This window comes from Rhodobium orientis (assembly GCF_003258835.1).
In the GTDB taxonomy this organism is placed as follows: Bacteria; Pseudomonadota; Alphaproteobacteria; order Rhizobiales; family Rhodobiaceae; genus Rhodobium; species Rhodobium orientis.
In genome coordinates this window covers 51,250-63,567 of the sequence record NZ_NPEV01000006.1, presented here as the reverse complement: position 1 = coordinate 63,567, position 12,318 = coordinate 51,250, and the positions used below count along the sequence as shown (strand labels likewise).

Sequence of the window (12,318 nt, the reverse complement as noted above, 5' to 3'; positions counted from 1 at the left end):
CGCGGCGGGCGAGCATTTCGTCCGCCGCGCTTTTCCCGGCACCTGCCGATGCGGAACGGCCCGGCCAATGGCTTTCCGGCCGCCGCGTGATCGCCACCTTCCAACGCCAACATCGCCCGTCGCCGCCCGCGGCATCGACAAAGCCGGCTTGTGTGGCGTGGATCACACCGGAGCGGAACGAGGCGTCCTACATCGGGGTCGTAACCCCCGGAAAGCGGTCCGGCGCCCGCCGGCCTCGCCGGCGCGGTCCGCCCCGCCCAAACCCGTCCAGAAGGAGCAGCCAAAAAGATGCAAAAGCATATTCCCCAGTCGACCCGCGGTGCCCGCCGGTTGCGATACCTGGCCGTGGCCGCGGCGCTCGGTGCGCTCGCGGCTTGGCCGGCGTCCGCCGAAGAAAAGGCGGTGGTGACCGTGCCCGGCATCTCGCTCAACCAGAATTTCGTCGCCGGGGCCCGGGCCGCGCGCTCCTTCAACGTCGAAGACCGCATGGAGACCTTCGAGTTCCTGCTGCGCGCCCTGCCGCCGAAGGTGAAGGTCTATCCGACCGAGAATTATTTCTATTTCACCTTCAAGCACAGCGGCATGGAATATGCCGGCAACATGCGCCTCGACGTCGGCGACCGCGACGACGGCGTGCTGCATTTCGCCTATTTCTCCAAGACCGAGCCCTGGAACATGGAGATCCTCTCCCAGTACAAGGCTTTGAACGCCGAGGACGGGGTCAAGGTGGAGAAGGTCGACGACTTCCTCTACCGCGTCACCTACAAGGACATCTCCGTCGAGTTCCAGCTCAACGACCTGACCGGCGTCGAGCCGCCGGCGGCCCGCGTCGCGCCCCAGGAGGACTATCTCGGCCCCGTCTTTGATGAGTCGGGCGTGGAGTTCTATTTCCTCTTCGACCGCGAGCTGAAGCAGTTCCGCTTCGTCCTCAACGAGGAGGGCACGCCGTCCGACATCCTGGTGCCCTATTCGGAGGACACGCCGGTCATCCTCGTCGGCATGCGCACCGGCTTCGTCTTCTTCGACGACCGCCGCCAGGACCGCAAGCTCCTGATCGGCGTCAACCGCGTCAATGTCGAGGCCAACAACTATTTCGACGGCCCGTTCGACCAGTTGCCCGACAACTTCATGCGCCACGGCGAGTTCAAGGCCGCGATCCTTCAAAAGCATCCCTCGCTGAAGGATGAGATCGACGACCACGGCGTCTTCATCGGCCAGGACGGCCGCTTCCTGGTCAATCCCTATATCAACTACTACCGGCTCAACCAGCTTGACAGCTTCTACCGCTGCATCGACCCGAACCTCGACCGCACCGCCTACTACAACTGCCTGACGGCCGGCGACGACGAGGAACGCGGCAAGGGCCTCGGCGCCAGCCATAACGGCGAAGACGAGAGCGGCTACGGGGACGAGAACGCCTATGGCGACGAGCCGGCAGGGGAGGAACCCGACGCCGGCGAGGAGCCCGAGGACGACGGTTCGACCGCCCGCTGACGTCTTCGACATCCGACGAGCGAACCCGGCCGCACCCCAGCGGCCGGGTTTTTCGTTTGCCGGTGCATTGCCGCCGCCGTCAGCCATCCGCGCTCCACCGTTGCCGCTGCGACATGCGCCCTGTGGAAACTGTATGCAACGGCACTGTTGCTCTTGACCTTTTCCCCGCGCCCGTCTTCTCTTTGAAGGACGAGGCCGTTGAACGCCGACCCTTCCGCGGCGGGCCCGGTGGAACAGCGACAGCATTGGGGGCCCGCCCTTGGACGGCGTAGCCGCGAAGATCGACACCGCGCCGCAACCGGTGCCGCTGCTTGAGGCGCGTGGCATCGTCAAGCGCTTCGGCGCGGTGGTCGCCAACGACGCCGTCGACCTCACCATCCAGAGCGGCGAGATCCATGCCCTTCTCGGCGAGAACGGCGCCGGCAAGTCGACGCTGGTCAAGATCCTCTACGGTGCGTTGCAGCCGACCGCCGGCGAAATCCGCTGGAAGGGCGAGGCGGTGCACCTGACCGACCCGGCCCGCGCGCGCCGGATCGGCATCGGCATGGTGTTCCAGCATTTTTCCCTGTTCGACGCGCTGACCGTCAACGAGAACATCGCCCTTGCGCTCGCCGGCACCAGCGCCGATGCCAGGCTCGCCGGCCGCATCCGCGAGGTCTCCACTGAATATGGCCTCGCCGTCGACCCGGGCTCCGTCGTTGCCGATCTGTCCGTCGGCGTGCGCCAGCGGGTCGAGATTATCCGCTGCCTGTTGCAGGATCCCGAACTCATCATCATGGACGAGCCGACCTCGGTGCTGACGCCCCAGGAGGCCGACCAGCTCTTCGTCACGCTGGAGCGGCTCGCCGGCGAGGGCAGGGCGGTGCTCTATATCAGCCACCGCCTGGAAGAGGTGCAGCGGCTCTGCCACAACGCCACCATCCTGCGCCATGGCAAGGTGGTCGGCGCCTGCGACCCGCAGCAGGCCTCGGCCGCACAGCTTGCCCGCATGATGGTCGGCGCCGACGTGCTGGAACTTCAGACCGGCGCGGAACTCGACCGCGAAGCGCCGGTGCGCCTGCGCGTCCACGAACTCTCCGTGCCGCCACCCCATCCCTTCGCCGTCGCCATCGACCGGGTCTCGCTGGAAGTGCATGGCGGCGAGGTGGTGTCGATCGCCGGCGTCGCCGGCAACGGCCAGGACGAATTCTTCGATGCGCTCTCCGGCGAAACGCCGGCCCGCGACAACGCGGCGATCGAGATCGACGGCATTCCCTGCGGCCGGCTCGGCGTTACCGCGCGCCGGCGCCTGCACGCCGCCTTCGTGCCGGAGGAACGGCTGGGGCATGGCGCCGTGCCGCGTCTGAAGCTGTCGGAAAACGTGCTCCTCACCCGCCACGGCACCGGCGAGGGGCTGGTGCGCCGCGGCGTCCTCTCGCGAGGCGGCGCCAAGGGCGTCGTCGGCCGCGTCACCGAGCTGTTCGACGTCCGCAAGGGCGATCCGGACCCGGAGGCGATGTCGCTGTCCGGCGGAAACCTGCAGAAATTCGTCGTCGGCCGCGAGATCGACCGCAAGCCCGGCGTCCTGGTCGTTTGCCAGCCGACCTGGGGCGTCGATGCGGGCGCGGCGAGCATCATCCGCCAGGCGTTGATCAACCTTGCCCGTTCGGGCTCGGCCGTCCTCGTCATCAGCCAGGACCTCGACGAGATCCTGGAGATCTCCGACCGCATCGCGGTGATCTCGAAAGGCCGCCTGTCGGCGCCGCAGAACGCCCGCGGCATCACCCGCGAGGAAATCGGCCTGCTGATGGGCGGGGCCGGAGAACGCCAGGCGATGGCCATGGAGCTCGCCGATGCGCATTGAGCTCGTCCGCCGGCCGAACCGCTCGCGCGCCATGGCGGTGCTGTCGCCGCTGGTCGCGATCTTCCTCACCGTCGTCGCTGGCTTTCTGGTGTTTTCCGCTGTCGGCGTCGACCCGTTCCGCGCGCTCTACATCTATTTCATCGAGCCGCTGACGGCGTGGTGGTCGGTGGAGGCGCTGATCGTCAAGGCGGTGCCGATCGTCATCATCGCCGTCGGCCTGTCGCTCTGCTTCTATTCCAACACCTGGAACATCGGCGCCGAGGGCCAGCTCGTCGCTGGCGCGATGGCCGGCTCGGCCCTGCCGATCCTGTTTCCGGATTTCCAGGGCCCCCTGGTGATGCCGCTGATGCTGATCCTCGGCATTGCCGGCGGCATGGCCTACGGTGCCATTCCGGCGCTCCTGAAGACCCGCTTCGGGGCCAACGAGATCCTGACCAGCCTGATGCTGGTCTATGTCGCCCAGCTCATGGTCGACTGGCTCGCCCGCGGCCCCTGGCGCAATCCGGCGGGCCACAATTTCCCCGACAGCCGGCCCTTCGACGGCGACCAGATCCTGCCCGTCGTCTTCGGCGACAGCGTCCGGCTCAACGCTGTCTTTGCCATCGTCATCGCCGTCATCGCCTGGTTCGTGCTGCGCCGCACGATCACCGGCTTCCAGATCACCGTCCTCGGCCAGGCGCCGCGCGCCGGCGCCTTTGCCGGCTTCAGCCACAAGAAGATGGTGGTGCTGGCGTTCCTGATTTCCGGCGGCCTTGCCGGGCTCGCCGGCATCTGCGAGGTCGCCGGCCCGACCGGCATGCTGAGGACGTCGGTCTCGCCGGGCTACGGCTTCACCGCCATCATCGTCGCCTTCCTCGGCCGCCTCAATCCGATCGGCATCATCTTCGCCGGCCTCTTACTGGCGCTCTCCTATATGGGCGGCGAGGGGGTGCAGATCGAACTCGGCATGTCCGACCAGATCACCCGCGTCTTCCAGGGCATGCTGCTGTTTTTCGTACTCGCCTGCGACACCTTCATCTTCTACCGGGTCCGCCTCGTGCGCACGCCGGCCGCCGGCGCGCGGGCGGAGGGAGCCTGACGTCATGGAGATGTTCGAAGGCATCGTACTCACCATCATCACCGCGGCGACACCGCTCCTGTTCGCGGCCATCGGCGAACTGGTGACGGAGCGCTCCGGCGTTCTCAACCTGGGTGTCGAAGGCATGATGGCGGTCGGCGCCGTCTGCGGCTTTGCCGCCGCCCATCTCACCGACCAGCCGGTGATCGCCATCGCCGCGGCCGCCGCCGCTGGCGCCCTGATGGCCGCGCTGTTCGGCGTCGTCACGTTGATCTTCGTCGGCAACCAGGTCGCCTCGGGTCTGGCGCTGACGCTCTTCGGCCTCGGCTTTTCGGCGCTGATCGGCAATGCCTATGTGGGCATTCCCGGCATCGGCCTGCCGAAGCTCGATATCCCGGTGCTGAGCGACATTCCGCTGGTCGGCCCGATCGTCTTCGGCGAGGATCCGCTCACCTATCTCGCCATCGTGCTCGCCGTCGGCGTCTGGTGGTTCCTGTTCCACACCCGCGCCGGGCTGATCCTGCGCGCCGTCGGCGACAACCACGTCTCGGCCCATTCGCTCGGCTACAACGTCATCAAGGTGCGCTTCCTGGCGGTGATGTTCGGAGGCGCCTGCGCCGGTCTCGGCGGCGGCTACCTTTCGCTCGTCTACACGCCGCAATGGACCCAGAACATGACCGGTGGGCGTGGCTGGATCGCGCTCGCCCTCGTCGTCTTCGCCACCTGGCTGCCGTCGCGCATCGTCATCGGTGCGGTGCTGTTCGGCGCCGTCAGCATCCTGCAGCTTCACGCCCAGGCCATCGGCGTCGGCATCCCCTCGCAGTTCCTGTCGATGCTGCCCTACCTCACCACCGTCATCGTGCTCGTCATCATCTCGCGCGACCGCACGCTGTTGAGGGTCAACACGCCGGCCTGCCTCGGCCAGTCCTTCGTGCCCGATCGCTGAGCGCGGCCGGCACGCTCTTGTACGGACCCGTCTAATGGCGCAAGTTTTACGCTCATGAGGGGTTCACTGACGTCAAACCGGCGGGCGTTTTGTCTCGCCCGCCGCGAACAGGGAGATTTATCCATGCGCAAAAGCTTCGCCCTCGCCGGAGCGGTCCTCGCCCTCGGCATGATGGCCGGAGGCGCCAACGCCGCCGACAAGGTCAAGGCCTGCTTCGTCTATGTCGGGCCGCACAATGACGGCGGCTGGTCCCAGGGCCACGACACCGCCCGGCTCTACGCCGAAGAGAAGCTCGGCGACGCCGTCGAGACCGCCTATGTGGAAAGCATTCCGGAAGGTCCGGACGCCGAACGCGCCATCGAGCGCTTCGCCCGCTCCGGCTGCAACATCATCTTCACCACCTCCTTCGGCTTCATGGATCCGACCATCAAGGTCGCCAAGAAGTTCCCGGACATCAAGTTCGAGCACGCCACCGGCTTCAAGACGGCGGAAAACGTCACCTCCTACAACGCCCGCTTCTATGAGGGCCGCTACATCATCGGCCAGATCGCGGCCAAGGTCTCCAAGAACGGCGTCGCCGGCTACATCGCCTCCTTCCCGATCCCGGAAGTGGTGATGGGCATCAACGCCTTCATGCTCGGCGCCCAGTCGGTCAATCCGGACTTCAAGATCAAGGTCGTCTGGGTCAACACCTGGTTTGATCCGGGCAAGGAGGGCGACGCCGCCAAGGCCCTGTTCGACCAGGGCGCCGACGTCTCCGTCCAGCACACCGACTCGCCGGCACCGCTGCAGATCGCCCAGGAGCGCGGCCTGCAGGGCTTCGGCCAGGCCCACGACATGATCGAGTTCGCGCCGAAGGCCCAGTTGACGGCCATCGAGGACCATTGGGGCCCGTACTATGTCAGGCGCATCCAGGCGGTCATCGACGGCACCTGGAAGTCCCAGGCGAGCTGGGAGGGCCTGAAGGACGGCCTGGTCGTTATGGCGCCCTACACCAACATGCCGGCGGAAGTCGCAGAGGAGGCCAAGGCCACCCAGGCGGCGATCGAATCCGGCGAGCTGCATCCCTTCAAGGGGCCGATCTTCAAGCAGGACGGCACCCAGGTCATCGGCGAGGGTGAGGCGCTCGACGACGGCACGCTCCTCGGCATGAACTGGTACGTCAAGGGCATCGACGACCAGCTTCCGAAGTAGGCCGGTCGAAACGGGCCGCGAAAGCTGCGGCCCCATCGATGGAAACAGCCGGCGCCGCCTTGTGGCGCCGGTTTTTTTGAAATCGCGGTCCATTATCCCTTGGCCGCGCCGGCGAATGGTTGCAAGATCGCCGGCACCTGAATGACCCTGGAACCCTTTCGTGACCGACGACCCGGACAGTAGACGCCCGCCGCAAAGCGGCCGCGCGCGCCAAGCGGCGGGGTGCGTTGCGGCATGACCCCCGATATCGACGCACGCTTCGACGACCAGATCGGTTTCCTGAAAAGCCTGATCCGCATCCCGAGCAGCAATCCGCCCGGCAAATGCGCCAAGGTTTCCGAATCGGTGGCAAAGCTCCTGGAAAAGCAGGGCTTTGAGGTCGCCCGCCTGCCGGTTCCGAAACCTTTCGTCCACCAATACGGCATGCGCAGCACCGCCAACCTCCTGGTGCGCAAGACCTTCGGCGAGGGCACCGGGCCGACCGTGGTGCTGCAGGCCCATGGCGACGCCGTGCCGCCGGGCGACGGCTGGTCGGAGGACCCCTTCGGCGGCCACAAGCGCGGCGGCGCCATCTACGGCCGGGGCGCGGCCGACGCCAAATGCGACATCGCCACCTACACCTTCGCGCTGCTCGCCCTCATCGACGCGGCCGCCGAGGGGCTTAACGGCGCGGTCGAACTGCACGTCACCTTCGACGGCGAGGTCGGCGGCGCGCTCGGGCCGTCCTGGATCCTCGGCCAGGGGCTCAGCAAGCCGGACTTCGCCATTTCGTCCGGCATCACCCACGTGGTGACGACGGCCCACAATGGCTGCCTGCATCTGGAGATCGTCGTGCGCGGCCGCCAGGCCCACGCCGCGATCCCGGAGACGGGCGTCGATGCGCTCGCCGCGGCAACGCCGATCCTGACCGCCCTCTATGCCGAACGCGACCGGCTTTCCGGCATCCGCAGCGCCGAGCCCGGCATCGGCACGGCCAAGCTGACGGTCGGCATGATCACCGGCGGCATCAGCTTCAACGTGGTGCCGGACCGGGTCGTGCTGCAGCTCGACCGGCGGCTGATCCCGGAAGAGGACGGCGAGGCGGTCGAGGCCGGCCTCATCGAGCTCGTCACCGAAGCGACGCCGGCGCTTGAGGGTCTCGACGTGGAATGCCGGCGCAAGATGCTGGCCGAGCCGCTGTGCCCGGCGCCGGAGACCCTGCCGCTCGCCCAACTGGTGCAGGAAAACGCCGGCGCGGTGCTCGGCTCGGACGTGCCGATCACCGGAGTGCCGCTCTACACCGATGCCCGCCATTATGCCGCGGCCGGCATCCCGACCGTGCTCTACGGCGCGGGACCCAAGGACATCCGCGAGATGAGCGCCCACAGCGCCGACGAGCACATCGCGCTCGACGATCTGCATGCGGCAACGGCCGTGGTGGCCCGCACCCTTGCCGACATCCTTTCCGGGACGCTTTCGACGGGCGAGGGGGCGTAGGTCCCTACTCGCCCGTCACTTCCGTGACAATCTCTTCCAGAAGTGCGTTGATCTCGCCGAGGGCGGCTTCCGAGGCCGGCGTTTCGGCGCCTGCCAGCCGGCGGAACCCAACATGGACGGTGCCGGGCGCATCGCTGCGCTCGAAATAGAAGATCGTGTAGGGGCAAAAGGCGATGTTCTGCGGGTCGGCCTCCATCGCCTTTCGCGACAGCACGGCCGAGCAGAACTGGGTCATCTGCGCGTTGACGTAGGGCGAGGCGTCGGCGCCGACGTCGGCCTCGGTACGCTTCAGCATCTCGCCGATCCGGCCGGTATAGTCGACCACATAGCCGCGATTGACGATGGCATCGTTGACGTCGAAGGCGACGCTGTCGAAGTCGCTTTCAACCTGACGCACGAACAGCCCGGAAGCGGCCGAGGCCGCTAGCGGTGCCGCCAGCATGACAAGGCCGAGTACAATCGCGAAACCGCGCGAAATGGATAGCATGACATCCTCCCGTCCGGCCCGTTTGCCGAGCCGTTATATTCAAAAAGATGCATGAGTTTGCGCCGGTTCGTGCTCCATGTCCAATGCTTCGGAGCTGCAATGCGTCGGCGGCCCGGAAAGGTTGCGTGCATTAGCGCTGGCACATTTTCGCCTGGATCGCTAAGGTACGGAAAGTATGAGCCGAATCTGATTCGGTCTGTGGTTGCGTCCCCGACATTTCCGAAACGTGAGACCTGCTGGAGCGGACGCGATGGCCAATGCCTTTCAGTTCCCGTCAAGAACCTCGAATCTGAGCCTCATTCGCCAGGACCCGCCGACGGCGGCCGCCGAAGCGGCGCGCGCAGAACCGGCCCGCGCTGCGACGCCGGAGCCCGGTGCGCTGTCTGCGGCGCGCGAGCTGAGCTCGCGCTTTGCTGCCTATGAAGAGAGCCTGGAAAAGCTGAAGCGAATCAACGAGGAAATGCGCCTGCGCCTGGCCGAGGGCCGGCAGGGCTAGTTTTCTTCGTCGTCCCCGTCGCCGGCGCTGCGCCTGAGGGCCAGCTCGACCGCGCGTTCGGCCTCGACGCACGCCTGCTCGTAGACCTCCAGCACCGTGTCGCTGCGCAGCGCCTTGCCGTTCTCGAACGAGCGGATGCCGCCATGGACGATGTCCAGCACCAGCGCGCGGGCGATCTCCTTGGCGATTCGCGTCTCGTTGATGCCGAGCTTGTACGGGGTCTCCGCCTCGATGGTCGCCAGCCGCTCCGACATATCCCTGACAAACGCTGCCACGGGACCCTCGACAGCCGTCGCGGCAACGGCGATGAGCGTGTCGATCTCGTCGCTGCGGCCGGTCGAGGTGTCGTAGTAGGTGGTGTTGTCGGGCATTGTCGGGCTCGAAAAGACGGATCGGACGCGGCAAGAAAAGCGTCAACCGTTGCTATGCCGGTCCATCGTGTCGTCACGATGGCGGCAGCAGAAGCGGTCACGATGTCGCCGCGGCGGGAAGGTCTCCGTATAGGCGGCATACGGGGATGAATTCAACATCTAAAAAGCCTGTCCGGCCGCTTTCCTGTCGCACCGTGGCAGCGCGGTCGGCGAAAACTGCCACTATCGTATAACCCAATGAATTGAAAAAGTTAGTTAGATGTATTCCAGTAAGCAGTGAAGAGCGGTCTTACTCCGGACGACGTGGTCAGGAAAGCGACGATGCGTTGCGGTCCGCGGCCGGGACCGCGCTCGCATGCGCCGCCCGTGAAATGTCCCGGTCGAGGGCGGAGAGCGCGTCCATCACCGTGCCTTTGAAGACCAGCGCGGTCTCGTCGGCGACAAGGTCGAATTCCAGCGGATAAAACAGCGCCTCGACGAGCCCGTCGTCATATCCCTTGCGGATATGCGGCTCCAGGAGGTCGAAATAGGGCATGCCGGTGCCGGTGAAGACGATCTTGCGCGGATCGACGAGGGCAAAGACCCTGGCAAGGCCGTGGCCGAGCGCCGTGCCGGCATCGCGAAAGGCAAGGAGCGCGGCGTCGTCGCCGGCGCGGGCCCTGCTGGCAAGGTCCGCCATCTCCTCCGCACTCGGATTGATGAAGGCTGGGTTGGTCTTCGGGTCGAGCCCGTTAGCCGTCCTCCAGATGGCGTAGTCGCCGGAATAGGCCTCGATGCAGCCGTGCCGGCCGCAGCGGCAGAGCGCGCCTTCCGGCCGGTGGATGGTGTGGCCGAGTTCTGCCGCCGACGAGCGCCAGCCGGAAAAATTGCGGCCGTTGAGATAGAGCCCCATGCCGACGCCGCAGCCGACCAGCACGACGACGAAATCGCCGCTGTAGCGGTCGGGCTCGGCCCAGTGCAGACCTTCGACCATGGTCGCGCAGTCGTTGACGACGCTTGTCGGCACGCCGAGCCGGGCGCCGAGCGGTTCGGCAAGGTTGATGTCGCGGACGGTGGAGAAGGGGGTCCACAGGAGCCGCTGGCGCGAGGCATCGACGATGCCCTGCACCGCGACCACCTGGCGGCGGACCGTATCGAGCGGAATGTTCTCAGTGGCCAGCGCCGCCTCGATCTCGCCGGCGATCGCCTCCACGGTCTCGCGCGCGCCGAGCCGGGCGCCGGCGATCGAGGTCTTGCGGCTGGCAACGGTGGCGCCGGAATAGTCGGCGACGACGACGCCGATCTCTTCGACGGACGCCAGCACGCCGACGACCCGGGCGAAATCGGGATTGAGCTTGAGGCGGACCTGCGGCCGGCCGCGCGGCGTTCCCGCCGGGCGCTTGCCGCGCGCCTCGATGAGGGCGCCCTCGGCGATGAGGTCGCCGGTGATCGCCGAAATGGTCGCGGAGGAGAGCTGGGTGGAGGCGGCGAGCCAGGTGCGCGAGACGGATCCGTGCCGCCGGACCCGGTCGAGGATCAGGTGGCGGTTCTGGCGCCGGACGGTTTCGCTGTCGGCCTTGACGGTGCGGTAGGACATGGCTGGCGTGTCGATCGAGCGTTTCCGAAGGGTCCGGGTTTTCGTTGGTTTCCCGGCTTTTTGTGCACCCGGTTCCGGCCCGGAGTTTCCGTTCCGGTCTTTTTGCCGGGGAGTGGTGTTTAGATGTTGACGCAAATTTGGAATTGCGTCACTCTTTTTCTCGGGTCTCGAAAAAAATAAGACCCGTCATACAGAAATTCACGCAGCCTTCCGGCGAGACGTGATCAAAAATGGATTGGTGTTCGCCGGAACACCGGGAGGATCTCATGAAAAAGTTCGTTACCCTCATTGCGGGGGCCGCGATCGCCACGACCATGGCGACGGTGGCCCTGGCTGACGATCTCGTGGTCGGCGTGTCCTGGTCGAACTTCCAGGAAGAGCGCTGGAAGACCGACGAGGCAGCGATCAAGGAAGCCCTTGACGAGGCCGGTGCCAAGTACATCTCGGCCGATGCCCAGTCGTCCGCCGCCAAGCAGCTCACCGACGTGGAGAGCCTGATCGCCAACGGCGCCGACGCGCTGATCATTCTCGCCCAGGACACCGACGCCATCGCCCCGGCCGTCCAGAAGGCCGTCAACGAGGGCATTCCGGTGGTCGGCTACGACCGCCTGATCGAGAACCCCGACGCCTTCTACATCACCTTCGATAACAAGGAAGTCGGCCGCATGCAGGCCCGCGAGGTCTTCAAGGTGCAGCCGGAAGGCAATTACGTCTTCATTAAGGGCAATGCTGCCGACCCGAACGCGGACTTCCTGTTCTCCGGCCAGATGGAAGTGCTGAAGGAAGCGCTCGATTCCGGCAAGATCAAGAACGTCGGCGAGGCCTATACCGATAGCTGGCTGCCGGCCAACGCCCAGCGCAACATGGAGCAGTTCCTGACCGCCAACAACAACGACGTCGACGCGGTCGTCGCCTCCAATGACGGCACCGCCGGCGGCGCCATCGCCGCGCTCTCCGCGCAAGGCATGGCCGGCTCGGTTCCGGTCTCCGGCCAGGACGGCGACCACGCGGCCCTCAACCGCATCGCGCTCGGCACCCAGACCGTGTCGGTCTGGAAGGACTCCCGCGAACTCGGCAAGGCGGCCGCCAAGATCGCCGTGGAAATGGCAAAGGGCACCAAGATGGCCGATGTCGAGGGTGCGCAGAAATTCTCCGGCGGGCCGAAGGGCGTGGAGATGATTTCCACGTTCCTGGCGCCGATTCCGATCACCCGCGACAATCTCGACGTCGTCATCGACGCCGGCTGGGTGAGCAAGGAAACCGTCTGCCAGGGCGTCAAGACGGGCACCGTCGAGGTCTGCGACTGATCGCATAAGCCCTCATAAAAGGGCGACCCTTCTGACTGACATCAACCCTCGTCCGCGCCGGAGGCCCGGCG

Annotated in this window: 11 protein-coding genes; 8 read left to right on the top strand and 3 right to left on the bottom strand. The window is 66.3% G+C overall.

The window, feature by feature from the left end; genetic code table 11:
• Positions 1 to 288 precede the first annotated feature (288 nt).
• From CH339_RS04640 to CH339_RS04615, 6 genes are all read left to right on the top strand, one after another.
• Positions 289 to 1,494, top strand: a complete 1,206-nt coding sequence (locus tag CH339_RS04640) for a hypothetical protein (protein ID WP_146610111.1) — start codon at positions 289 to 291, stop codon at positions 1,492 to 1,494.
• Between the two features lie 259 nt (positions 1,495 to 1,753).
• The gene (locus tag CH339_RS04635) at positions 1,754 to 3,337 is read left to right on the top strand and encodes an ABC transporter ATP-binding protein (protein WP_207189537.1); all 1,584 of its coding nucleotides are present in this window, start codon (positions 1,754 to 1,756) and stop codon (positions 3,335 to 3,337) included.
• Entirely contained in the window at positions 3,327 to 4,415 is a 1,089-nt protein-coding gene (locus CH339_RS04630) for an ABC transporter permease (protein ID WP_111433117.1), read from the top strand. Before CH339_RS04635 ends, CH339_RS04630 begins: the two co-directional genes overlap by 11 nt.
• Positions 4,416 to 4,419: 4 nt before the next feature.
• On the top strand, positions 4,420 to 5,340 hold the full coding sequence (locus CH339_RS04625; RefSeq protein WP_201240876.1) for an ABC transporter permease: 921 nt from the start codon (positions 4,420 to 4,422) through the stop codon (positions 5,338 to 5,340).
• Between the two features lie 123 nt (positions 5,341 to 5,463).
• Complete coding sequence (locus tag CH339_RS04620) at positions 5,464 to 6,534, top strand: BMP family ABC transporter substrate-binding protein (protein ID WP_111433115.1); 1,071 nt, start codon at positions 5,464 to 5,466, stop codon at positions 6,532 to 6,534.
• Positions 6,535 to 6,768: 234 nt separating this feature from the next.
• Positions 6,769 to 8,010, top strand: a complete 1,242-nt coding sequence (locus CH339_RS04615) for a M20/M25/M40 family metallo-hydrolase (protein ID WP_111433114.1) — start codon at positions 6,769 to 6,771, stop codon at positions 8,008 to 8,010.
• A gap of 4 nt (positions 8,011 to 8,014) precedes the next feature.
• Here CH339_RS04615 and CH339_RS04610 read toward each other — a convergent pair whose 3' ends face one another.
• Positions 8,015 to 8,497, bottom strand: a complete 483-nt coding sequence (locus CH339_RS04610) for a DUF302 domain-containing protein (protein ID WP_111433113.1) — start codon at positions 8,495 to 8,497, stop codon at positions 8,015 to 8,017.
• A gap of 250 nt (positions 8,498 to 8,747) precedes the next feature.
• Here CH339_RS04610 and CH339_RS04605 point away from each other — a divergent pair, with 250 nt between their 5' ends.
• Positions 8,748 to 8,993: a hypothetical protein gene (locus CH339_RS04605; RefSeq protein WP_111433112.1), complete on the top strand. Its 246-nt coding sequence runs from the start codon at positions 8,748 to 8,750 to the stop codon at positions 8,991 to 8,993.
• Here CH339_RS04605 and CH339_RS04600 read toward each other — a convergent pair.
• Entirely contained in the window at positions 8,990 to 9,364 is a 375-nt protein-coding gene (locus tag CH339_RS04600; protein ID WP_111433111.1) for a hypothetical protein, read from the bottom strand. The genes CH339_RS04605 and CH339_RS04600 overlap by 4 nt on opposite strands.
• A gap of 307 nt (positions 9,365 to 9,671) precedes the next feature.
• Positions 9,672 to 10,940 (bottom strand): ROK family protein, encoded by a 1,269-nt coding sequence (locus CH339_RS04595; RefSeq protein ID WP_111433110.1) that lies wholly within the window; start codon positions 10,938 to 10,940, stop codon positions 9,672 to 9,674.
• Between the two features lie 266 nt (positions 10,941 to 11,206).
• On the opposite strand from CH339_RS04595, the gene xylF reads away from it, so the two are divergent.
• Positions 11,207 to 12,247: a D-xylose ABC transporter substrate-binding protein gene (gene xylF, locus CH339_RS04590; protein ID WP_111433174.1), complete on the top strand. Its 1,041-nt coding sequence runs from the start codon at positions 11,207 to 11,209 to the stop codon at positions 12,245 to 12,247.
• The last annotated feature ends 71 nt before the right edge of the window (positions 12,248 to 12,318 follow it).